At 40.5% G+C, this 21,601-nt stretch carries 23 protein-coding genes; all 23 read left to right on the top strand.

Annotated elements, in window-relative coordinates; genetic code table 11:
- The first annotated feature begins 39 nt into the window (after positions 1 to 39).
- The 23 genes from BUC45_RS11145 to glpK all read left to right on the top strand — a co-directional run bounded on the left by BUC45_RS11145 (position 40) and on the right by glpK (position 21,586).
- Positions 40 to 819 (top strand): carbon monoxide dehydrogenase accessory protein CooC, encoded by a 780-nt coding sequence (locus tag BUC45_RS11145; RefSeq protein ID WP_041591486.1) that lies wholly within the window; start codon positions 40 to 42, stop codon positions 817 to 819.
- An 18-nt stretch (positions 820 to 837) separates the two neighbouring features.
- Positions 838 to 2,517 carry a formate--tetrahydrofolate ligase gene (locus BUC45_RS11140; protein WP_296972374.1) on the top strand — a complete coding sequence of 560 codons (1,680 nt, stop codon included), beginning with the start codon at positions 838 to 840 and terminating at the stop codon, positions 2,515 to 2,517.
- Positions 2,518 to 2,545: 28 nt separating this feature from the next.
- Positions 2,546 to 3,352 carry a DUF166 family protein gene (locus tag BUC45_RS11135; protein WP_296972372.1) on the top strand — a complete coding sequence of 269 codons (807 nt, stop codon included), beginning with the start codon at positions 2,546 to 2,548 and terminating at the stop codon, positions 3,350 to 3,352.
- A gap of 11 nt (positions 3,353 to 3,363) precedes the next feature.
- Positions 3,364 to 3,993, top strand: coding sequence for a cyclodeaminase/cyclohydrolase family protein (locus BUC45_RS11130; protein ID WP_296972370.1), 630 nt, complete (start codon positions 3,364 to 3,366; stop codon positions 3,991 to 3,993).
- Positions 3,994 to 4,011: 18 nt separating this feature from the next.
- Positions 4,012 to 4,866, top strand: a complete 855-nt coding sequence (locus BUC45_RS11125) for a tetrahydrofolate dehydrogenase/cyclohydrolase catalytic domain-containing protein (protein ID WP_296972369.1) — start codon at positions 4,012 to 4,014, stop codon at positions 4,864 to 4,866.
- Positions 4,867 to 4,878: 12 nt separating this feature from the next.
- Positions 4,879 to 5,526, top strand: a complete 648-nt coding sequence (locus BUC45_RS11120; protein ID WP_296972367.1) for a methylenetetrahydrofolate reductase C-terminal domain-containing protein — start codon at positions 4,879 to 4,881, stop codon at positions 5,524 to 5,526.
- A gap of 23 nt (positions 5,527 to 5,549) precedes the next feature.
- Positions 5,550 to 6,422, top strand: a complete 873-nt coding sequence (locus BUC45_RS11115; protein WP_296972365.1) for a methylenetetrahydrofolate reductase — start codon at positions 5,550 to 5,552, stop codon at positions 6,420 to 6,422.
- A gap of 21 nt (positions 6,423 to 6,443) precedes the next feature.
- The gene (gene lpdA / locus BUC45_RS11110) at positions 6,444 to 7,826 is read left to right on the top strand and encodes a dihydrolipoyl dehydrogenase (RefSeq protein WP_296972363.1); all 1,383 of its coding nucleotides are present in this window, start codon (positions 6,444 to 6,446) and stop codon (positions 7,824 to 7,826) included.
- Between the two features lie 13 nt (positions 7,827 to 7,839).
- On the top strand, positions 7,840 to 8,619 hold the full coding sequence (locus BUC45_RS11105; protein WP_296972362.1) for an AAA family ATPase: 780 nt from the start codon (positions 7,840 to 7,842) through the stop codon (positions 8,617 to 8,619).
- Between the two features lie 36 nt (positions 8,620 to 8,655).
- Positions 8,656 to 9,594: an acetyl-CoA decarbonylase/synthase complex subunit delta gene (gene acsD / locus BUC45_RS11100; RefSeq protein ID WP_296972360.1), complete on the top strand. Its 939-nt coding sequence runs from the start codon at positions 8,656 to 8,658 to the stop codon at positions 9,592 to 9,594.
- A gap of 19 nt (positions 9,595 to 9,613) precedes the next feature.
- Positions 9,614 to 10,978 (top strand): acetyl-CoA decarbonylase/synthase complex subunit gamma, encoded by a 1,365-nt coding sequence (acsC, locus tag BUC45_RS11095; RefSeq protein WP_296972358.1) that lies wholly within the window; start codon positions 9,614 to 9,616, stop codon positions 10,976 to 10,978.
- Between the two features lie 135 nt (positions 10,979 to 11,113).
- A complete protein-coding gene (gene acsE / locus BUC45_RS11090; protein WP_213974730.1) occupies positions 11,114 to 11,899 on the top strand; it encodes a carbon monoxide dehydrogenase/acetyl-CoA synthase methytransferase subunit in 786 nt (261 codons plus the stop codon).
- 42 nt (positions 11,900 to 11,941) lie between these two features.
- Entirely contained in the window at positions 11,942 to 14,065 is a 2,124-nt protein-coding gene (acsB, locus tag BUC45_RS11085) for an acetyl-CoA decarbonylase/synthase complex subunit alpha/beta (protein WP_296972356.1), read from the top strand.
- 42 nt (positions 14,066 to 14,107) lie between these two features.
- Positions 14,108 to 14,485: a glycine cleavage system protein GcvH gene (gcvH, locus tag BUC45_RS11080; protein ID WP_296972354.1), complete on the top strand. Its 378-nt coding sequence runs from the start codon at positions 14,108 to 14,110 to the stop codon at positions 14,483 to 14,485.
- Between the two features lie 67 nt (positions 14,486 to 14,552).
- Complete coding sequence (acsV, locus tag BUC45_RS11075) at positions 14,553 to 16,481, top strand: corrinoid activation/regeneration protein AcsV (RefSeq protein ID WP_296972353.1); 1,929 nt, start codon at positions 14,553 to 14,555, stop codon at positions 16,479 to 16,481.
- Between the two features lie 21 nt (positions 16,482 to 16,502).
- A complete protein-coding gene (locus tag BUC45_RS11070; RefSeq protein ID WP_013777675.1) occupies positions 16,503 to 16,748 on the top strand; it encodes a hypothetical protein in 246 nt (81 codons plus the stop codon).
- A gap of 19 nt (positions 16,749 to 16,767) precedes the next feature.
- Positions 16,768 to 16,965, top strand: a complete 198-nt coding sequence (locus BUC45_RS11065) for a CooT family nickel-binding protein (RefSeq protein WP_013777676.1) — start codon at positions 16,768 to 16,770, stop codon at positions 16,963 to 16,965.
- The gene (locus BUC45_RS11060; RefSeq protein ID WP_213974735.1) at positions 16,962 to 17,372 is read left to right on the top strand and encodes a DUF3842 family protein; all 411 of its coding nucleotides are present in this window, start codon (positions 16,962 to 16,964) and stop codon (positions 17,370 to 17,372) included. Before BUC45_RS11065 ends, BUC45_RS11060 begins: the two co-directional genes overlap by 4 nt.
- A 281-nt stretch (positions 17,373 to 17,653) precedes the next feature.
- Positions 17,654 to 18,247, top strand: a complete 594-nt coding sequence (plsY, locus tag BUC45_RS11055; RefSeq protein WP_213974736.1) for a glycerol-3-phosphate 1-O-acyltransferase PlsY — start codon at positions 17,654 to 17,656, stop codon at positions 18,245 to 18,247.
- Positions 18,248 to 18,444: 197 nt separating this feature from the next.
- A complete protein-coding gene (locus tag BUC45_RS11050) occupies positions 18,445 to 19,020 on the top strand; it encodes a glycerol-3-phosphate responsive antiterminator (RefSeq protein ID WP_213974737.1) in 576 nt (191 codons plus the stop codon).
- Positions 19,021 to 19,214: 194 nt separating this feature from the next.
- Positions 19,215 to 19,589 carry a hypothetical protein gene (locus BUC45_RS11045; protein WP_213974738.1) on the top strand — a complete coding sequence of 125 codons (375 nt, stop codon included), beginning with the start codon at positions 19,215 to 19,217 and terminating at the stop codon, positions 19,587 to 19,589.
- A gap of 29 nt (positions 19,590 to 19,618) precedes the next feature.
- Complete coding sequence (locus tag BUC45_RS11040; RefSeq protein ID WP_296972352.1) at positions 19,619 to 19,957, top strand: hypothetical protein; 339 nt, start codon at positions 19,619 to 19,621, stop codon at positions 19,955 to 19,957.
- Between the two features lie 135 nt (positions 19,958 to 20,092).
- A complete protein-coding gene (gene glpK, locus BUC45_RS11035) occupies positions 20,093 to 21,586 on the top strand; it encodes a glycerol kinase GlpK (RefSeq protein ID WP_013777682.1) in 1,494 nt (497 codons plus the stop codon).
- The last annotated feature ends 15 nt before the right edge of the window (positions 21,587 to 21,601 follow it).

Below are 21,601 nucleotides of genomic sequence, written 5' to 3'. Positions count from 1 at the left end.
AACAAAAGTAACTATAAAGAACTAAAGGATGTGCTGCCCATGAAGATAGCAATTACCGGTAAAGGCGGTGTAGGTAAAACCACGTTTGCCGGAGTTCTTTCGAAAGTATTGGCCGAAGACGGCTATGGGGTGCTTGCCGTTGATGCGGACCCAGATGCAAACCTTCCGATGGCTTTAGGTATTCCTGAAGAAAAATTATCATCTATAACCCCTCTTTCAGAAATAAAAGATATTATCGCTAAAAGAACTGAAGCTGTTCCAGGGGTATTTGGCCAGATGTTTAAGCTAAATCCGAAAGTTGATGATATACCTGAAAAATATTGTATCGAACATGATGGCATAAAGCTTCTTGTAATGGGCACTGTAAAAGCAGGAGGTTCGGGGTGCATATGCCCTGAACATGCTTTTCTGAGGGCATTGATGCAGCACCTACTCTTAACACCTCAGGAGGCATTGATAATGGATATGGAAGCTGGTATTGAGCATCTGGGAAGAGCTACGGCAGATTGTGTAGATGCGTTTATTGTTGTAGCAGAACCCGGCCAAAGGAGTATACAAACATTAAAAACTATTAAAAAGCTGGCTTTGGATATTGGAATACAAAAAATCTTTGTGGTAGGTAATAAAATAAGGACTAATGAGGAAAAATCGTTTATAATAAATGCATGCGAAAATATTTCAATATTAGGCTTTCTTCCTTATGATGCGGCTCTAATTGAAGCGGATAGGCAGGGAAAAACACCTTTTAATAAAGGCGAATGTTATACTGATGAAGTAAGAGCTATCAAGGATAAAATTTTAAATTTAATAAATAATTAAAATTAAGGAGGAAATGAAATGAGTTATAAGAGTGATATCGAAATTGCCCAAGAGGCAAAAATCGAGCATATTAAGGATATAGCGACAAAAATTGGCCTATGTGAGGACGATATTGAATATTACGGTAAGTATAAGGCAAAAATCGATTATAATCTACTAAAACGCTTTGAAGATAAAAAAGATGCCAAACTAATACTCACAACAGCTATTAACCCAACTCCTGCAGGTGAAGGCAAAACTACAACTACCGTAGGCTTAGGTGATGCACTCAGAAGGCTCGGTAAAAATGCAATGATAGCTTTGCGAGAACCATCTCTCGGACCAGTATTCGGTATAAAAGGCGGTGCCGCAGGAGGTGGATATGCACAGGTAGTGCCTATGGAGGACATAAATCTTCATTTTACCGGAGATTTTCATGCAATTGGTGCGGCAAACAACCTTTTAGCAGCAATGATAGATAACCATATTTATCAGGGAAATGAGCTCAACATCGATCCTCGTCGCATTACTTGGAAGAGATGTGTAGATATGAATGATCGTCAGCTCAGATTCGTGGTTGACGGGCTCGGCGGGAAAGCCAATGGGACACCCCGAGAGGACGGTTATGATATTACGGTAGCTTCAGAGATAATGGCTGTATTTTGCCTGGCAAGTGACATGGAAGATTTGAAAAATAGGCTTGCACGGATAATAATTGGTTATACATATGATGGAAAGCCGGTTACAGCCGGACAGCTAAAAGCTCAAGGAGCTATGGCCGCGCTTTTAAAAGATGCCTTTAAACCTAATTTAGTACAAACCCTTGAAGGAACACCTGCATTTGTCCATGGCGGGCCTTTTGCCAATATAGCGCATGGCTGCAACAGTATAATAGCGACAAAAATGGCTCTAAAACTGGCTGATTATGTGGTAACTGAGGCAGGCTTCGGCGCAGATTTGGGTGCAGAAAAATTCCTGGATATAAAATGCCGCATGGCAGATATTAGACCGGATGCCGTGGTAATTGTGGCAACTATTCGGGCCTTGAAATATAATGGCGGGGTCAAGAAAGAAGATTTAAATCAGGAAAACCTTGATGCATTAAAGAAAGGCCTACCAAATCTTTTAAAACATGTGGAGAACATTACCGAAAAATATGGCATACCGGCAGTTGTTGCTATAAATCAATTCCCAACTGATACCGAAAGAGAGCTGGCATTGGTTCAAGAAGAATGCAATCGTCTAGGCGTAAATGCAGTGCTTTCCGAGGTTTGGGCAAAAGGCGGCGAAGGCGGCCTTGAACTTGCAAAAGAAGTTGTGAGAATTATTGAAGAAGGTAAAAACAACTTCAAACCCATCTATGATTTAGATATGGGTATTGCAGATAAAATAACTACTATAGCCAAAGAAATATACGGTGCTGATGGTGTCGAATTTGCCCCTGCAGCATTAAAAGAAATAAATACATTGGAAGAACTAGGATTTAAAAATGTGCCTGTATGTATAGCAAAAACCCAATATTCTCTAACTGATGATCCTAAACTACTAGGACGACCAACCGGATTTAAGATAAATGTAAGAAACGTAAAAATTTCTGCAGGTGCAGGATTTGTTGTAGCACTTACCGGTGCTATCATGACAATGCCCGGCCTACCAAAGCGCCCGGCAGCAGAAAAAATAGATGTAGATGTCAATGGAAAAATAACGGGACTCTTTTAAACCTATTTGACATAAAGGTGGTTTTCTGATGAAACGTCTAAAACTTTTCATAGCAGCAAGCGAAGATACTACTGATCGTCCGGGCTTTTTCCAAGTAAAATATGGGGGAGAATTTGCTGCAAGAAAATTTTTGCCGCACCTGACAAACTTTAAAAATAACCCGGATTTTTGCACAAAACAATGTTATCAATTTAGACAAAGGTTTGCATTAGATTTTACTGAAGATATCGCAAAGATTATGCTTTTCCCTTCGGTTTTGCCAGAACTTATCGATGATGCACAATCGTATCTAAAAGATGCAATTCCTGCCCATGATATTCTCGTTGCAGTAGGGGTACATCCTGATATACTTATAGAACTTATCAGGAAAGCTATAAGTGCCGGGTGTAAAGCAGTAATCATTCCTCGGGAAGACCCGGATTGGTTGACCACCTCTTTTGTAAATAAATTAAAGAATATGTGCGAGACTAAAGGACTTGAATATGCCTTTCCTCGCCCCTTTTGTTCTCTTTCGAAAGGAAAATTTATATATATCAATGCTTTTATTGACCAATTTAAAATAGGTAAACCTAAGTACGAAGTTATAACTGATGAAAAAGGAAATGTAATAGATGTAGATGTCAAATGTTCATCGCCCTGTGGTGCAACATATCATGTAGCTTCGGGGCTAATAGGTATAAACAGGGAAAACATAGTTGATGCTGCCAACAGATTATGGCATGTCTACCCTTGCCTTTCAAGTAGCCATATGGATCCTGAGATAGCAGATTCACCCATGCATTTGGCAGCTTACATCAACCTTTATGCGGCAAAGGACGCTCAAAAAAAATCATGAGGAGGACGGCTATGCTAATTGAAAAAAGCTGTAAAGATTTTGTAGAAGTTCTTTCTTCCAAGGAACCGGTGCCCGGAGGAGGTGGAGCGGCAGCTTTGGTTGGGGCTATAGGTATGGCTTTGGGCAATATGGTGGGCAATCTTACAGTGGGAAAAAAGAAGTACAAGGATGTAGAATCTGAGGTTTATGCAATCATGGAAAAGGCCACAGAGCTGCAAGAAGCTCTGCTGTCAATGGTAGATGGCGATGCAGAGGTTTTTGGCGAAGTAGCAAAGGTGTATAGTATGCCGAAAGAAACACATAAAGAAAAAGAAGCTAGGGCCGAAGCTATGGAAAAGGCATTAAAACAAGCCTGTACTGTGCCAATGGATATCATAAGAACGGCCGTAGAGGCGATTAAACTTCAGGCAAGACTTAGTGAAATAGGTTCAATTATGGCTTTAAGTGATGTGGGCGTTGGCGTCCTGTGCTTAAAGACTGCATTACTAAGTGGAAAGCTAAATGTAATTATAAATTTGAACGGGATAAAAGATGAAGATTTTGTCTTAGAAATCAGCAAAGAAATGGATGCTTTAGTAGAAGAAGGCGTTAAGATTGCTGATGAAACTTACGATAAAGTAGAGCAGAGAATTAAAAAATAAGCTAAGGAGGATAATTGAATGGCTAAAATACTTAGTGGTAAGGAAGTAGCGGCAGCCTTAAAGGATAAACTTACTGAAGAAGTTAAAAAATTAAAAGAACAGGGAAAGGCTTTGGGTTTGTGTATAGTAATGGCTGGAGACAGGCCTGACTCTGCATCTTATATTAAAGGCGCCGTAAAACGGTGTACCGACATAGGTATTGACTGCCAGGTAGAAAAGCTTCCTGAGGAAATAAGCCAAGATGAGTTTTTAAAGGTCCTTGACAGATTAAACAAAGATCCTGAAATAAATGGCATTATTATCATGAGACCATTGCCTAGCCAGATTTCGGAAGATGTGGTCAAATATAAAATAGCACCGGAGAAAGACGTAGATTGCTTTAGTCCTATCAATGTAAGCAAGGTAATGAGCGGCGATAGTGACGGTTTTGCTCCATGTACTCCTGCTGCTGTAATTGAAATACTGGATTATTACGGTATCGGGCTTGAAGGTAAAAGAGCCGTTTTGATTGGAAGGAGTATGGTAGTAGGTCGGCCCCTTGCGATGATGCTCTTGAAAAGGAATGCTACTGTGACTATTTGTCATACGAGAACAAAAAACCTGCCACAAGAGACACGAAGAGCGGAAATACTTATCGCTGCAGCAGGGAAAGCCCGAATGGTTACCAAGGATATGGTAAGCGAGGGTGCTGTGGTTATTGATGTTGGAATTAATTTCGATGAAAGCGGAAAGATGTGTGGCGATGTGGACTTTGATAGTGTAAGCCCTATAGCGGGTCAAATAACACCTGTTCCAGGAGGAGTTGGCTCTGTCACATCAACAGTGCTTGCCAAGCACGTAATTGAGGCCTTTAAGCTTCAACAAGGCTTATAGGAGGTAGTCGGTATGATTATATCAAAACAGAAGCCTTTTAAAGAAATACTGGAATTTTTAAATGGTAAGAATAAAATTTTTATAACAGGCTGTAGTCTATGTGCTACTTCATGTATGACAGGCGGCCAGCAGCAGATTGAAGAAATGAAGGAAAAACTTGAGAAACAAGGGAAAACGGTGACGGGTTCTGTGATTCTAGACCCATCCTGCCATAAGCTGCAAGTAAAAGCAACTCTAAAAAAACAAAAATCTCAAATTAACGCTGCAGATGCCGTTTTATGTATGGCTTGCGGTAATGGTGTTCAGACCGTATCAAGTTGTGTAAAAACCCTGGTATATCCTGCAAATGATACTTTGTTTATCGGCGAAATAGAGCGGATAGGCCAATATCAACAAGCCTGTAAAGCTTGCGGCCAATGCGAATTGGGCTGGACAGCAGGAATATGCCCAATAACAAAATGTGCCAAGAGTTTGCTCAATGGTCCATGTGGTGGTGCAAAAAATGGAAAATGTGAAATTAATCCGGAAAACGATTGTGCATGGATTCTAATTTATAATCGACTAAAAGATTTAAATATGCTGAATACGCTTTTAGAGATAAAGCCTCCAAAAGATTATAGTAAATCTTTACATCCCAGAAAGCTTGCGGCAAGCAAATAGGTAAATACAAGGAGGAACGTTAAATGGGTCTAAAAGAAAAGTTAGAACATAATGAATTTGCAATTACTGCCGAAATGGCTCCTCCGAAAGGCATTGATTTTGGCCGTATTAGAGAGTGTGCTCAAGCTGTGAAGGGCAGAGTTGATGCGGTAAATGTAACGGATTTTCAAAGTGCTGTGGTAAGGCCCTCATCACTGGGAGGAGCTAAGATTTTACTTGAAGAAGGCCTAGAACCGGTAATGCAGATAACAGGCCGTGACCGAAACCGTATTGCTATCCAGGGAGAATTGTTATCGGCAGCAGCTTTGGGTATCAAAAATATATTAGCTTTAACCGGAGACCATACAAGCATAGGTGATCATCCGGAAGCCCGAGGAGTTTTTGACATAGATTCGGTAGGCATTCTTCAGGCTGCTACAAAGTTGATGAACGGAGAAGATATTAATGGTCATGAACTTTCTGGAATTCCTGAGTATTTTTTAGGTGCTAGTGTTACACCGCTGTATGAACCTGTTGAACTGCAAATTATAAAAATGGTGAAGAAGATTCAAGCAGGAGCTAAATTTTTTCAAACTCAGGCTGTTTATGATATAGATGTTATTAAGGGTTTCATGGAGAAAATAAAAGATTTGGATGCAAAAGTACTTGTAGGAGTAATACCGCTTAAATCTGTCGGTATGGCCAAGTATATGAACAACAATGTTCCAGGTATTCATGTGCCGGATGAAATAATTGATAGAATGAAAAAGGCTCAGGACAAGGAAAAGGAAGGTCTTAATATTGCTGCTGAATTTATTAAACAAGTGAGAGAAGAAAAAATTTGTGCAGGAGTTCATATCATGGCGGTTGGAGCAGAAGAAAATTTGCCGGTATTATTTGATATGTGCGGATTTTAGAAACTGACGGGAGGATTTATGATGACAAAAAAGATTGTCATTATTGGTGCAGGCCCCGGCGGATATGTAGGTGCAATAAAAGCTGCAAAGATGGGAGCCGAGGTAACGATAGTAGAAAAGGATAAGGTTGGAGGGACCTGCTTAAATCGTGGATGTATTCCGACTAAAGCGCTGCTTGCATCAAGTGATGTTCTGACAAATGTAAAAGCAGCCAAAGATTTTGGGATAATGATAGAAGGCGAAATAAAGCCGGATATTAATTTTATGATGGATAGAAAGGATAAAATTGTTGAGCGCCTTGTAAATGGCATAGAATTTTTACTTGACAAAAACAATGTCAAATTTGTGAAAGGCTGCGGAAAAATTGCTGATAGAAATCATGTAGAAGTGGTTAAAGACGATAAATCCATTGAAGAACTTGAAGCTGATGCTATAATCGTAGCTACGGGTTCGCTGCCGGCTAAGATTCCTATATTTCCTTATGATGGTAAAAAAGTTATTATTAGTGATGAGGCGCTAAATCTTAGAGAAATCCCAAAGAACATGATAATAGTAGGAGCCGGTGTAATAGGATGTGAATTTGGAATGTTTTTCAACAACTTAGGGACATCTATTACAATGGTTGAAATGATGGATCATGCTTTGCCTTTGGAGGATAAGGAAATTGGCAAGGAAATGGAAAAGGTTTTAAAGCGAAAAAAAATAAAACTGCTGCTTAAATCTAAAATAGAAAAAGTCGAAAAAACTGATACAGGGGTAAAGGCCATACTGGACAACGGCAAGGAAATCCAGGCAGATATGATGCTAGTAGCCATTGGTCGAAAGGCGAACACCTCGGATATAGGTCTTGAGCAGCTAGGGATTGCTATGGATCGAGGCCGAATCCTTGTAAATGAGTATATGCAAACGAATGTAGAAGGTATTTATGCTATCGGCGATGTGGTTCCGGGGCCGCAACTTGCTCACTTGGCTTCGGCTGAAGCTGAATGTGCAGTTGAAAATATTTTAGGGAATGTATGCAAGATGGATTATCGAGCAGTACCTCGGGGAGTGTTTACAGATCCTGAGGTATCGGGAGTAGGCCTTACTGAAGAAGAAGCATTGGCCGAAGGATATAGTATCAAAAAAGGCGATTTTGCTTTTAGGGCTCTTGGGAAAGCACAGGCTATGGGACAATTTTTTGGTAAGGTTAAAATTATTGCAGATAAAAAAACTGACAGATTGTTGGGTGCTTCTATCATCGGACCTCATGCCACAGATATTATTCATGAATTGGTAGTAGGTGTAAAATATGGCTTAACTGCCGAGCAATTAGGAAAAGTTATTCATTCACATCCTACTTTAAGTGAAGCGGTCATGGAAGCACTTCAGGATGTAAACGGACAATCAGTGCACAAATTGTAAGGAGATGAGTTAAATGGCTTATACCATAGCCGTAGCAGGAAAAGGTGGCACAGGTAAGACAACCCTGGCCGGTTTTCTAATTGATTATTTAGTGGAAAAAAAGTTTGTGCCTGTTTTAGGTGTTGATGCTGACCCTAATGCCAATTTAAACGAAGTACTTGGCGAAGATGTAGAAATAACCTTAGGCGACATAAGAGAAGATATAAGCGTAAAGAACAGGGATGGAAAACTGCCGGGCGGCATGAGCAAGACCGACTATATTAATTACAAACTTCAGCAGGCAATTATCGAAGGCCATGGTTTTGATTTGTTGGTTATGGGAAGGCCGGAAGGGGCAGGATGCTACTGCTTTGCAAATGGCATTCTAAGAGAAGCTACAGATCGCCTTTCAGATAATTACAAAGTGATGGTTATCGACAATGAGGCTGGTTTGGAGCATTTGAGCAGGCGCACCACTAAAAGTGTAGATATCATGTTTGCGGTAAGTGAGTGCTCAAAGCGTGGAATAGAAGCCGCAGCAAGAGTGAAGGAACTTATAGAGGAGCTAGAGCTTGATGTAAAAGAGCTTTACCTGATAGTGAACCGTGTTCCTGAAGAGGGACTGTCCGATGATATTAAGCGGGCTATAGAAGGTTACGGCTTAAAACTTGCAGGAATCGTTCCTTTGGATGCAAAGGTTTTTGAATATGACAACAAGGGCATACCCCTTGTTCAACTTCCAAAAGATAGTAATGCTGTAAAGAATGCAAGGCAAATTTTTGATAAGATAATAATTCCAAAAATAAAAATGTAATATCTAGTTTGCTAAATTTTATTGGAGGCGATGTAAATGGCTTACAAAATGCCTACACAAAAATATTCTGGAAAAATTCTAGAAGTTAACGTAGGTTCTGATTTGAAGCTGGGCGGAGAGTCGGTTTTACCCTTTTACAGTTTTGATGGGGATATCGGAAATAAACCGGCTATAGGCATGGAGATATGGGATATTTTTCCCGAATCCTGGCCTGCGGGAGTTCTAGATGTATTTAAAGAAGTTGCAGATGAACCTGTAAAATGGGCAAAGCACTGCGTAGAAAAGTATAACCCAGATTTTATCTGCATTAAATTTGAAGGCGCAAGCCCTGACGGTCTTAATAAATCTGTCGAAGAATGTGCCGAAGTTGCAAAAAGATTAGCAGAGAATGTAAGTGTGCCGTTGGTTATAGCCGGATGCCCAAATAATGAAAAAAACGCTAAACTGTTTACAAAAATTGCAGAATCTCTTCCAAATAAAAACTATGTGTTTTTATCGGCGGTAGAGTCGAATTACAAAGAAGTCGCAGCTGCAGTGGGGCTTGCCTATGGCAATGTTGTAGCGGCAGAGTCCTCTGTGGACTTAAATCTAGCGAAACAGCTAAATATTTTGATAACGCAATTAGGTGTGAAACCGGATAAAATGGTTATGAATCCCGGCTGCGCAGCCGTAGGATACGGCTTTGAGTATGCAGTTACAACTATGGACAGAATAAGGCTGGCAGCATTAGAACAAAATGATGCAACACTGCAGATGCCGATGATTCTGCCTGTATCTTTTGAATCGTGGAAAGTGAAAGAATCCGTTGTTTCTGAAGAAGAAATACCTGAATGGGGCCCTCAAGAAGAAAGAGGTATAGCCATGGAGATATCTACTGCAGTAGGAGTTCTGGCTGCCGGAGCTAATGCAGTAATACTTCGACATCCACGTTCGGTGGAAGTTGTCCGAAACTTCATTACTGAAATGACTGAATAAGTAAAGGGAGAGATGATTTATGGCACTTAATGGAATGCAAATATACAAACTGCTTCCTCGAAAAAATTGCAAGGAGTGTGGTTTTCCTACGTGTTTAGCTTTTGCTATGAAACTTGCACAGGGCGGAACCGAAGCGGAAAAATGCCCTTATATGTCAGATGAGGCAAAGGCGCAGCTGGCTGAAGCTACTGCACCGCCAATGAAGACAGTAAAGTTCGGTGCAAATGATACAGAATATACATTAGGCGGCGAAACAGTCCTGTTTAGGCATGAAAAAACCTTTGTAAATCGGCCTAGGTTCGCGATAATGTTTTCTGATATTATGGCTCAGGAGGAAATAGAAAAAAAGATAAACAACATCAATACCATTAATTACACCAGAATTAATGAAGAGATGTATGTAGAAATTGCGGCTTTTAGATGTGAAAGCCAAGACAAGGATAAATTTATAAGTCTCATTAAAAAAGTCACAGAAAGCTGTCCAAAGGTAGTACCCATGATAATTACAGAAAGTCCTGAGATTGCCGAGGCGGCAGTGGGCATCTGTGCTGATAAAGGCCCTATACTTTTTGGGGCAAATGAGCAAAACTATGAAGCTATGGCAGACCTTGCAAAAGAAAATAAATTGCTTCTGGGAGTTACTGCCGACGGCAAGGAAAATCTATATACTCTTGTTCAAAAACTTCAAAACACAGGCTATAAAGAATTGCTGCTTGATGCCGGAAGCCGCAACTTAAAGGGAGCCTTTGACGATATGGTCAACATCCGCAGAACGGCGCTTTTATCAGGTGATAGAACCTTTGGATATCCTGCGGTGGCTTTTGTGTGCGATATGTCACAGGATAAGATGATGCAGCTTGCATGTGCATCATTATTCATCGAAAAATACGCTTCTATAATTGTTTTAAGCGATATGGATTATTCGATGGCACTTCCGCTGTTTGCTTTAAGACAAAATATTTTCACAGATCCACAACGCCCGATGCGCATAGAACAAGGCATTTACAAAGTAGGTTCTGCTGATGAAGAATCACCGCTTCTTGTTACTGTCGATTTTGCCTTGACATATTTCATAGTATCCGGAGAAGTAGAGAGGTCAAAAGTGCCGTCATGGATTTTAATACCCGATGCGGGAGGATATTCAGTACTTACGGCATGGGCTGCTGGTAAGTTTAATGCCAAATCAATTGCAAAGGCTGTAAAAGAATTTGAAGTTGAAAACAAGGTAAAGACTCGAGAGCTAATAATACCGGGCAAAGTGGCAGTACTCAAGTCAGATATCGAAGACGAACTGCCGGGATGGAAAGTTACTGTCGGTACGGAGGAAGCAGCTGCATTACCTAATTTCTTAAAAAAATACAAGGCTAAAGAAGCCGCATCATAAACAATGCTGAAACATTGTTTATGATGCTAACCATATAATTATCCAGCCCATTCACATATAATCATAAAAAAATATAACTCTAACCCAAAAAATGATGAAATTAGTTAATAAAAATAGAAAGAGGAGGAAAAGCAATTGGCAAGATTTTTAACTATCGGTGAGAGGATTCACGTTATTTCCCCTACCATCAGAAAAGCGCTGCAGGAAAGAAATCCTGAGCCCATTATTGCAAGAGCTCGCGAACAGGTTGAAGCCGGCGCAAACTATCTCGATGTAAATATAGGTCCTGCCGACAGGGACGGAGAAGAGCTGATGCCTTGGGCAATCAAGATTCTGCAGGAAGAGTTTCCTGATACGCCTTTGTGTTTAGATACCGCTAACATGAAAGCCATTGAAGCCGGGATTAAAGTCTATGACCGCAAGGCAGGTAAGCCTATTATCAATTCTGCCGATGCCGGGCCCAGGCTTGACATGGTGAATCTTGCAGCAGAATATGATGCGATGGTTATCGGATTGTGTGCAAAAGAAGGTATTCCGAGGGATAATGATGAGCGTATGATGTACTGCACCCAGATTTTAGAAAGGGCTATGGAAGCCGGACTGGATCCCGAGAACATTCTCTTTGACCCCCTCTTTGTAGTTCTAAAAGGCATGCAGGATAAACAGCAGGAAGTACTGGAAGCCGTAAGACAGATTTCAGAGATGGGACTTTTGACTACCGGCGGCCTTAGCAATGTTTCCAACGGATGTCCCAAAGAGCTCAGAGGTTTGATTGAAGCCACTTTTTGTGCCATGGCTATTCAGTGCGGCCTGACCTCAGCTATAATCAATCCCTTAGACAAGCTCGTTATCAATGTGATTAAAACTGCGGATTTGATAAAAGGAAGAACCTTGTATGCAGATTCCTATTTAGATCTATAATTTGCCTGAAGGCGAAAAAACATCCTTGGAGGGATATGTATTATGACATTATTTGATATTATCTTTACCGGCTCCGAGCAAGCACTGGAGGCTTGCAAATCTGTTGTCGAGCAAACCATCAAAGAGTATGGAGAAAACGAGAAAGTAAGTTTTCCTAATACCGCCTATAGTCTTCCTACTATATATGCTGCTACGGGACAAAAAATCGGCACTTTAGCAGATTTGAAAGGCGCTATAGGGGTTATCGAAAGCCTGATAGTAAAAGAGCAGAATCTTGAGAAGGCTTTAAATGCAGGGCTTGCAACAGCAGTTGCGGCAGAAGTCATCGAGGCGTGTAAGTATGTAGGAGGAAAAAATCCCTATGAAGAACCCTGTGTCGGCTTTATCCCTGATACCGTGATTCGCTCCATGGGTGTGCCACTTGTAACCGGCGATATCCCGGGCGTAGCAGTTGTTATCGGAGAAGCTCCTACAGCAGAAGATGCTGCTAAGATTATAAAAGATTATCAATCAAAGGGTATTTTAGTTACATTAGTAGGAAAAATCATCGACCAGGCTATCGAATCAAAAGTAAAGATGGGACTTGAATTTAGGGTTGTGCCTTTAGGTTATGACGTAACCTCGGTTACCCATATAGTTTCTTTTGCCATAAGAGCGGCGCTGATTTTTGGAAATATAAAACATGGAGACCTTCCGGAGCTGTTAAAATATACAAAGGAAAGAGTGCCGGCTTTTGTGAATGCCTTAGGACCTTTGAGCGAATTGGTAGTATCTGCCGGTGCCGGTGCAATTGCCTTAGGATTTCCGGTAATTACTGACCAGGATGTCCAAGAAGTTCCGATGAACCTTATAGTTCAAAAGGACTATGACAAGCTTGTCCAAACATCATTAGAGGCTCGCGGCATAAAAATCAAGATAACCGAAATTCCAATTCCTGTTGGTTTTGCTCCGGCCTTTGAAGGCGAAAGAGTTCGCAAGGATGATATGTTTGCGGAGTTTGGCGGCGGCCGCACGACTGCATGGGAACTGGTTAGAAAACGCGACCTTTCTGAAGTTGAAGACCATAAGATTGAATTAATAGGGCCTGATATCGATACACTGGGGCCTGACGGCGGTAAGCTGCCGCTGGCAATTATTGTAGACGTTGCAGGGAAAAACATGCAAGAAGATTTTGAACCTGTTATGGAACGCCGGATTCACTATTTTACAAATTACACAGAAGGAGTCATGCATATCGGCCAAAGAGACATTGCATGGATAAGAATTAGTAAGTCTGCCTATGAAGCCGGCTTTAGGCTTAAACATATGGGTGAAGTATTATATGCCAAGATGCTTGATGAGTTTGGCAGCATTGCCGACAAGGTACAGGTTACCATCATTACCGATAAAGAAAAAGTAGAGGAACTGCTTGAAGAAGTTGCGCGGCCAAGGTATGAAGCCAGAGATGCAAGGCTTGCAGGTCTTACTGACGAAAGTGTTGACACATTCTATTCTTGTCTGTTATGTCAATCCTTTGCACCGGCACATGTATGCATAGTTACACCTGAGCGGCTTGGCCTGTGTGGTGCTGTCAGTTGGCTCGATGCAAAGGCCACATACGAACTGGATTCTACCGGACCCTGCCAGCCTATAGTTAAGGGCGAATGCGAGGATGAAGTCAAAGGCAGCTGGGAATCCATAAATAAGAGAGTGGCAGAACAGTCGCATGGTGCTACAACAAAAGTAAATATATACACAATAATGGAAGACCCAATGACATCCTGCGGATGCTTTGAATGTATCTGCGGGATTATGCCGGAAGCCAATGGTGTAATCATAGTAAATCGCGAATACCATGGCATGACTCCGCTTGGAATGACCTTTGGCGAGCTGGCATCTACAACCGGCGGTGGTGTTCAAACACCGGGCTTTATGGGGCATGGCAGGCAGTTTATAACAAGCAAAAAATTCCTATATGCAGATGGCGGATTAGCACGAGTAGTCTGGATGCCCAAGGAATTAAAAGAAGCTCTCAAGGAAAAATTAATTGAGCGTGGAAAAGAAATCGGTATCGAAAACTTCTACGATATGATTGCGGATGAAGAAGTAGGAGTAGAGCCCGATGCAGTAGTGGAGTTTTTGACAAAGGTTGGCCATCCTGCCCTCAGCATGGATCCAATGTTTTAATTAAGTCTGTTAAACACTTAAGCGCTAGAAAGGAGCTTTAACATGGGATTCCCTTCTGATTTAAAATATCATAAAGAACATACATGGGTTAAAATAGAAGACGATATTGCTACAATAGGTATAACCGATCATGCTCAAAATGCGCTTGGAGAAATTCTATTTGTAGATTTGCCCGAAGTAGGCGAAACTATAACTCAAGGCGAAACTTTCGGCACTGTCGAATCGGCGAAAGTAGCATCAGACCTTTACGCTCCAATTAGTGGAGAGATAATTGAAGTAAATGAGGAACTGGATGATGATCCGGAGCTTGTGAATAATTCTCCCTATGAAGACGGATGGATGATAAAGGTCAAAATAAAGAATCCTGATGAACAGAATAACTTACTTAGCAGCAGTGATTACGAAAAATCTCTTGAATGATTATTGTCCACACAAGCCACTTATATAAGTGGCTTGTGTACTTACAAGATAAGGTGGTGATACGATTATGGAAAAATGCACCGTAATTTTTCAGCCAACAGGTAAAACAGTTGAAGTTGCCAGAGGAACTAACTTGATGGAGGCAGCACGAAAAGCCGGCGTATTTTTGGATGCTCCCTGCGCAGGCAAGGGACACTGCGGTAAATGCCGGATTAAGATAAAATCAGGCAAACATAAACATGAATATACCCCGCTCCTTGCTGCCGAAGAGATAGAGCAAGGCATTAGACTTGCGTGCCTAACATGGATACAGGATGATATGACCGTTGAAATCATGGAAGTAGATATAATTAATGACATAATTGTGGAAGACATAACATCTGCCTCAAAGGGAAAATTAGCAAAAAGGACTTTGGATATACTTAATGCTTCAGAAATAGAAGTTGGAACGGGTTTTATAACTGTTACCCTAACACTTCCAAAACCTACGATAGATGATAATATTCCAGACTTTGAAAGAGTTAAAAGAGAACTAAAGCAGGTTTTGGGTTGTGAAAAAATAAGCTGTTTTATAGAAGTGCTGAAAAAATTGCCGGCAATTTTAAGAAAAAATGATAATGAAATTACACTCATGCTTTCAAAGAAAGATAGTGGCTATGATATCATCAATGTTGCCGATAAAAAAGAAGCTAAGCCCTTTGGACTTTGCGTAGACATCGGCACTACTACAGTAGCCGCCTGCCTGGTGGATATTCAAACCGGAGAAATAAAAGCATCTGCCAACAGCGGAAATCTTCAGATGCAGTATGGTGCTGATGTAATAAGCCGCATAATTTATTCTACAAAGGATGATGGCCTCAAAAAGCTGCAGCAGGCGATAGTTGAAGGCACCTTAAATCAACTGATTAATAAAATGATATGCAAACTAGGTATCAGTAAGGATGACATAGTTTTTTCAGTCTTTGCAGGCAATACTACCATGACTCACTTATTATTAGGCGTAACTGCTGAAAACATACGCATTGAACCTTATATACCTGCATTTAGAAATGCTCCGGTATTTAGAGCAGGCGATATTTTGCTTGGCATTAACAAAAATGCTCCGGTATTTACCCTTCCAAATGTAGCAAGCTATGTAGGTGGCGACATAGTCGCAGGCGTTTTAGCATCTGGGATTTGGAAAGGTGACGAAACGGTTTTATTTATGGACTTAGGCACAAATGGCGAAATAGTCCTTGGAAACAGGGAATGGATGCTGACATGTGCCTGTTCTGCAGGACCGGCCTTTGAAGGCGGTGAAATCAGTTCCGGTATGAGAGCATCTTTCGGTGCCATTGATGAGGTGAAAATCGATAGATATGACTTAAAACCCAGAGTTAGTGTTATAGGAGAGGCTAAGCCAAAGGGCATTTGTGGCTCGGGGATAATAGATGCTATTGCTGAAATGTTTTTGACAGGTATAATAGATATGAAAGGAAAAATAAACAAAGCAATCAAATCTGATAGAATAAGATATAATCACCATATCGGATGTTATGAATATGTAATTGTTTTTGGCGGGGAAACGGAAGATGGAAGAGATATAACCTTAAATGAAATTGATATCGATAACTTCCTTCGGGCTAAAGGTGCTGTCTATTCCGGTGCAAGAACACTTTTAAACAATGTAGGAATGAGCGCGGCAGAGATTGACAGGGTAATTATTGCCGGCGGCATAGGCCAGAATCTTGATATAAAAAATTCAATTACAATTGGCTTGCTGCCCGATATACCCCATGACAAGTTTGAATTTATCGGCAACAGCTCCCTTGCCGGAGCATATGCCTGCATCATCAGCGATGAAGCGAGGCAAAAAGCAGCGGAAATTGCCGATAATATGACATACATCGAGCTTAGTGCAGATTCCGCATACATGGAAGAATTTATCAGTGCATGTTTTCTCCCCCATACCGATACCACTTTGTTCCCCAGCTTAAAGAAGGCTATGAATTTATAAATCTCAAAGGAGGCATTTGCCATGACAGAGAACAACTGCAACTGTAACTGCAATTCTTATAAAGGTAAGGACAAGGAAATAGAGACTTTAAGAATTCTCTTAGCTCATTGGATTGAACACAACAATTCCCATGAGGAGGGTTTTAGGGAGTGGGCGGAAAAAGCTGAAAATCTTGGGAAAACCGAGGTTTCCAAACTAATATCAAAAGCTGCCGATTCCCTAAAAGCCGCTAGTGATTATCTGTTGGAAGCCAAGAAACATATGTAATGGATGGAGGTGTTTTTAAATGTGTGAGTCAAAAGTTTACCTTTTGGAAAATGGCGAGGAAAAAAAGATTATGGACAATGTTATTCATATAGAACCTCAAAATGGCAAATTGTTTATGTATGATCTTTTAGGCGAACAGAAGATTATAGATGCTGCGATTAAAGAAGTGAGGCTTCTTGAGCATAAGATAATACTTGAAAGCGAGAAGGCCAAATGAATATAGCTGTAGTCGATGGCATGGGTGGAGGTATCGGCAGCCAGATTATTTCTCTTTTAAGGCAAGACTTGCCCAGTGATGTCACGATTTATGCTCTGGGTACCAATTCTGCCGCTACATCCAACATGATGAGGGAAAAGGCTAATAAAGGTGCAACCGGCGAAAATGCCATTACATTTGCCGTAAACAAGGCGGATGTAATCGTAGGATCACTAGGAATTGTCATCCCTAATTCCATGTTGGGAGAAATAACCCCGGGCATTGCAAAAGCCATAGCGTCTTGCAATGCAAAAAAAATTCTCATACCTATCATAGACAATGAAGACATTACGCTTTTAGGTATAGAAAAAAAGCCGTTATTTCTTGCCATAAAAGATGCTATAGAAAAAATTAAAGAGTTAAAGTAGGGGCGCGGCCCGTGGTCGCCAGCGAGCGGTCGAGCGGGCGGTCGATGACCGCCCCTACAAACCCCCTGTATAAATGTTTCCGATGACAAAGCCCTCTTTACGGGCTTTTTGTTTATAAAGACATAAATTTAATTAAATATAAATACAATATAACAAAAGACAAGTAAACTAGTTTTAAATAGCTAAAATGGTCAAAAAAACTGTTTGACTTTTAATAGAACATAATGTACAATATTAAGTGAATTAGAAATTGTTAAAAATCTTTTGAAAGGTGGGCAGCCTTGTTAAAAACTATCATATTTTTGATTGTAAGTTATTTAGTAGGTTCTATTTCTTTTGCATATCTTATTTGTAGTAAATTATATTCGACTGATATCCGCCGATACGGTAGCGGCAATCCAGGTTCTACCAATGTGCTCAGAGTGCTTGGCGTAAAACCTGCCATGATAGTTTTTACTGCCGACTTATTAAAGGGACTTGTAATGGTTTTACTAGGAAAATTTTTCGGCGGAGAAAATTTGGCACTACTATCTGCTATTGCAGTTGTTGTTGGGCATGACTGGTCTATTTTTCTTGGCTTTAAAGGGGGAAAAGGCATAGCAACAAGTTTTGGGACGATTATAGGCCTTTTTCCAAAAGTTGGATTAATACTTTGCATAATAGGTGTGTTGGTTGTTGCCATATCGCGTTATGTTTCACTGGGATCCATAACTGCTGCGGTCTTATTACCAATACTGTTGCTCATATTTAAATATCCGGCAAAATATGTAATGACAGGACTAACTCTCGGCATAATTGCCATATATAGACATCGAGATAATGTTAAGAGACTATTAGCAGGTAAAGAGAATAAACTAGGGCAAAAAGTGAAATGAATAGCCAATTGGTAAAAAGTATCAAGAAACTTATAAACAACAATAAAAGTTGATACTTTTTACCAAGACAGAAACCTCGAACTGTTAGAAAATCAATAAGACATCCTTGGCACAGTTTTTGCATAATATATTCTATAAAGATGCGATAATTGAATAAATTTTCCGGGGTATTACCGAGGCGAAACAGAGGTGATGGTTTGAACGAAACAGAAATAATAGAAGATTTAAAGAGTTTCCCGGTGATACCGGCTATAAGAGATGTTGATAAGCTCGATATAGCAATATCAAAAAAGTCTAGATGTATCTTTTTATTAACAGGAAATATACTCAATATTAAGAATATAGTAGAACATGTAAAAAGAGCAGGTAAAAGAATTTTTTTACATATTGACTTGCTTGAAGGTATAAGCAAGGATAGTATGGGCATAAAATATATTGCCCAGGAGATTAAACCAGATGGAGTTATCACAACTAGAGCAAATCTAGTAAATTGTGCTAAAAGTGAAGGCTTGTTCACCATTCAAAGAATATTTGTTCTTGACAGTTTAGCTGTAGATACCGCAGAAAAATCTGTAAAAAATGTGAATCCTAATGCGATAGAAATTTTGCCGGCAGTTATACCCAAAGTAATTGGAAGAGTATGCCAAAGAGTAAGGCATCCGGTTATAGCCGGTGGGTTAATCGAGGATATAGACGAAGTAGAGGCAGCTATAAAAGAAGGGGCTTGGGCTATATCAGTTACAAAAGAGGATATATGGGACTATACCTTTTGAGGACTTGGAGATAAGGAGAAAGTCCTTCCTGGGTGAATAGTATGACGATATCTTTGTGTCAAATTATTTGCCTTGGAAGGACTTTTAATTTACCTAAATTTAATCAAAAAAGGGGGTGGCTCATGTAATAAAAATTAGCAATGTTTCAATCTGTTGTAATCACTAAGAGGTTAAAAAAAATGGAGGTGACATTAGTGAAAAACCTTGGATCAATCATTGGTTTTGCAATTGCCGGTATTTTCGTAATGTCAGTATGGGGAGCTTTTGCAGACACGTATGGTATTGGAGGAGGCTGGTTTGCTGGTTTTATAATTATCTCGGTTATGTGGTTTTTAAATCACTTTTTGGGTCTTATCGCCAACGAAGGTGCATTTGTTGATATGGCACTTGGCATAGCAATAACCGGTACAATGAGAGACGTATTTCTTAAAGGTTCTGCAGCTGGAGTGGCTTCTTTACCGACATTAGCTTTTGTGGTTATCGGTGGTATTATAGGGGGTACTGTTGCGGTTGCAGTCGAGAAGACTTGGGCAGAAAGAGATGCCTCGAAAAAAGACATCTCTATGTAATTTGATTAAAAAATAGGGGAGGTCATAAAATGGCATTTCCAAAGATTATTGCTACTATGGCTGGTGGTTTTATATTTCCGTTTTTACTCAGACTCGTATGGGGGAAACTCTGTGATAACTTCGGACCTATCGGTGGTTGGCTTGCTGCCGGCTTTATAGTTGGGACAACATGGACTCTCAACCACGGTGTGGGTTTAATCTTTCAGTCTGGTGATGCTTGGATAGATATGGCATGGGCAGCCGGAACAGGATTATTTGTTGCTTCGGCTCTATCAGGTGATGATGTAGGTAAAGGTATAGGCATGGTAATAAATGCAATTATTGGGGGAGTTTTAGGAGGATATATTCTTTACTGCCTATATGTATAAATCTTAAATACACAAAATTGTAATAATTATTATTGCGTAAAATACTAAAATGCCAGTTATATGTATAATAATTAGATTATTAGAAGATTTCACATATTTAAAATAAAATAATATATTACAGGGAGGTAATGTATAGTGCCTAAGTACATTATGGCTTTAGACCAGGGAACAACCAGTTCGAGGGCTATCATTTTTGATGAAAATGGCTTGATCAAGGGTGTTACCAATCGGGAATTTACACAGATTTATCCCAAACCCGGCTGGGTCGAGCACGATGCTATGGAAATTTGGGGAAGCCAAATAGGTGTTGCCAAAGAGGTGCTTTTAAAATGTGGCCTATCGGTGAATGATATTGCCGCCATAGGCATTACAAACCAGAGAGAAACTACGGTTGTATGGGATAAGAATACGGGAAAACCTGTCTATAATGCTATTGTATGGCAGTGCCGCAGAACCGCTCCGATTTGTGATGATCTGAAAGCTCGCGGCCTTACTGAAAAAATTCGAGAGAAGACCGGCTTAGTCGTTGATGCTTATTTTTCAGGAACTAAAGTAAAATGGATTCTTGATAATGTTGAAGGTACCAGGGAAAAGGCTGAAAAGGGTGAATTGTTATTCGGCAACATTGATACATGGCTTATATGGAACCTGACGGGTGGTAAAGTCCATGTTACCGACTATAGCAATGCCTCCAGAACAATGTTATTTAATATCCATAAACTGGATTGGGATGACGAAATACTCAAAGAGTTAAATATACCAAGAGCAATGCTTCCTAAGGTTATGCCGTCAAGTCACATTTATGGATATACAACTACGGAAGTGTTTGGTGGAGAAATTCCAATAGCCGGTGATGCAGGAGATCAGCAGGCTGCTTTGTTCGGTCAGGCTTGCTATGCTCCCGGTATGGCTAAGAACACCTATGGAACAGGTTGCTTCATGTTGATGAATACCGGTGAGAAGGCTGTTGAATCCAAGAGTGGTCTTCTTACTACAATTGCCTGGGGTGCAGATGGAAAGGTCGAGTATGCTTTAGAAGGAAGCATCTTTATAGCCGGTGCTGTAATACAGTGGCTGCGCGATGAGCTCAGAGTGCTTGATAATGCCGCTCAGAGTGAAGAACTTGCAACAAAAGTGGAAGACAACAATGGCGTATATCTGGTACCTGCGTTTGTTGGACTTGGAGCACCTTACTGGGACATGTATGCACGTGGCGCTATTCTTGGACTTACCCGTGGCGCAAAAAGAGAACATATTGTCAGAGCAGCTCTGGAGTCTATTTGCTATCAGACCCGTGATGTACTGGAAGCCATGCAGAAAGATTCTGGTATCACTTTGAAGAGTCTAAAAGTTGATGGCGGAGCAGTTGCCAATAACTTCTTGATGCAATTCCAGTCTGACATCTTAGGTGTTCCCGTTGACAGACCTAAGGTAATTGAAACTACGGCACTAGGTGCTGCCTATCTTGCCGGCCTTGCAGTGGGCTACTGGAAAGATAAAAATGATATTTCGGCTAAATGGCAGATAGACAGAACTTTCAAACCTCAAATGGATATTGATACAAAAGAACGCTTATATAAGGGTTGGAAAAAAGCCGTAAAACGGTCAATGGATTGGGAAGATAAATAATAAAATCTACTTTTT

Origin of the sequence: Tepidanaerobacter sp. EBM-38 (assembly GCA_001896545.1) — a bacterium.
Taxonomy (GTDB): domain Bacteria; phylum Bacillota; class Thermosediminibacteria; order Thermosediminibacterales; family Tepidanaerobacteraceae; genus Tepidanaerobacter.
This window is presented reverse-complemented; position numbering and strand designations above follow the sequence as displayed.

Coding starts and splice junctions, on each gene's coding strand:
- BUC45_RS11145 (WP_041591486.1), top strand. CDS start 40: ATGAAGATAGCAATTACCGGTAAAGGCGGTGTAGGTAAAACCACGTTT.
- BUC45_RS11140 (WP_296972374.1), top strand. CDS start 838: ATGAGTTATAAGAGTGATATCGAAATTGCCCAAGAGGCAAAAATCGAG.
- BUC45_RS11135 (WP_296972372.1), top strand. CDS start 2,546: ATGAAACGTCTAAAACTTTTCATAGCAGCAAGCGAAGATACTACTGAT.
- BUC45_RS11130 (WP_296972370.1), top strand. CDS start 3,364: ATGCTAATTGAAAAAAGCTGTAAAGATTTTGTAGAAGTTCTTTCTTCC.
- BUC45_RS11125 (WP_296972369.1), top strand. CDS start 4,012: ATGGCTAAAATACTTAGTGGTAAGGAAGTAGCGGCAGCCTTAAAGGAT.
- BUC45_RS11120 (WP_296972367.1), top strand. CDS start 4,879: ATGATTATATCAAAACAGAAGCCTTTTAAAGAAATACTGGAATTTTTA.
- BUC45_RS11115 (WP_296972365.1), top strand. CDS start 5,550: ATGGGTCTAAAAGAAAAGTTAGAACATAATGAATTTGCAATTACTGCC.
- lpdA (WP_296972363.1), top strand. CDS start 6,444: ATGACAAAAAAGATTGTCATTATTGGTGCAGGCCCCGGCGGATATGTA.
- BUC45_RS11105 (WP_296972362.1), top strand. CDS start 7,840: ATGGCTTATACCATAGCCGTAGCAGGAAAAGGTGGCACAGGTAAGACA.
- acsD (WP_296972360.1), top strand. CDS start 8,656: ATGGCTTACAAAATGCCTACACAAAAATATTCTGGAAAAATTCTAGAA.
- acsC (WP_296972358.1), top strand. CDS start 9,614: ATGGCACTTAATGGAATGCAAATATACAAACTGCTTCCTCGAAAAAAT.
- acsB (WP_296972356.1), top strand. CDS start 11,942: ATGACATTATTTGATATTATCTTTACCGGCTCCGAGCAAGCACTGGAG.
- gcvH (WP_296972354.1), top strand. CDS start 14,108: ATGGGATTCCCTTCTGATTTAAAATATCATAAAGAACATACATGGGTT.
- acsV (WP_296972353.1), top strand. CDS start 14,553: ATGGAAAAATGCACCGTAATTTTTCAGCCAACAGGTAAAACAGTTGAA.
- BUC45_RS11070 (WP_013777675.1), top strand. CDS start 16,503: ATGACAGAGAACAACTGCAACTGTAACTGCAATTCTTATAAAGGTAAG.
- BUC45_RS11065 (WP_013777676.1), top strand. CDS start 16,768: ATGTGTGAGTCAAAAGTTTACCTTTTGGAAAATGGCGAGGAAAAAAAG.
- BUC45_RS11060 (WP_213974735.1), top strand. CDS start 16,962: ATGAATATAGCTGTAGTCGATGGCATGGGTGGAGGTATCGGCAGCCAG.
- BUC45_RS11040 (WP_296972352.1), top strand. CDS start 19,619: ATGGCATTTCCAAAGATTATTGCTACTATGGCTGGTGGTTTTATATTT.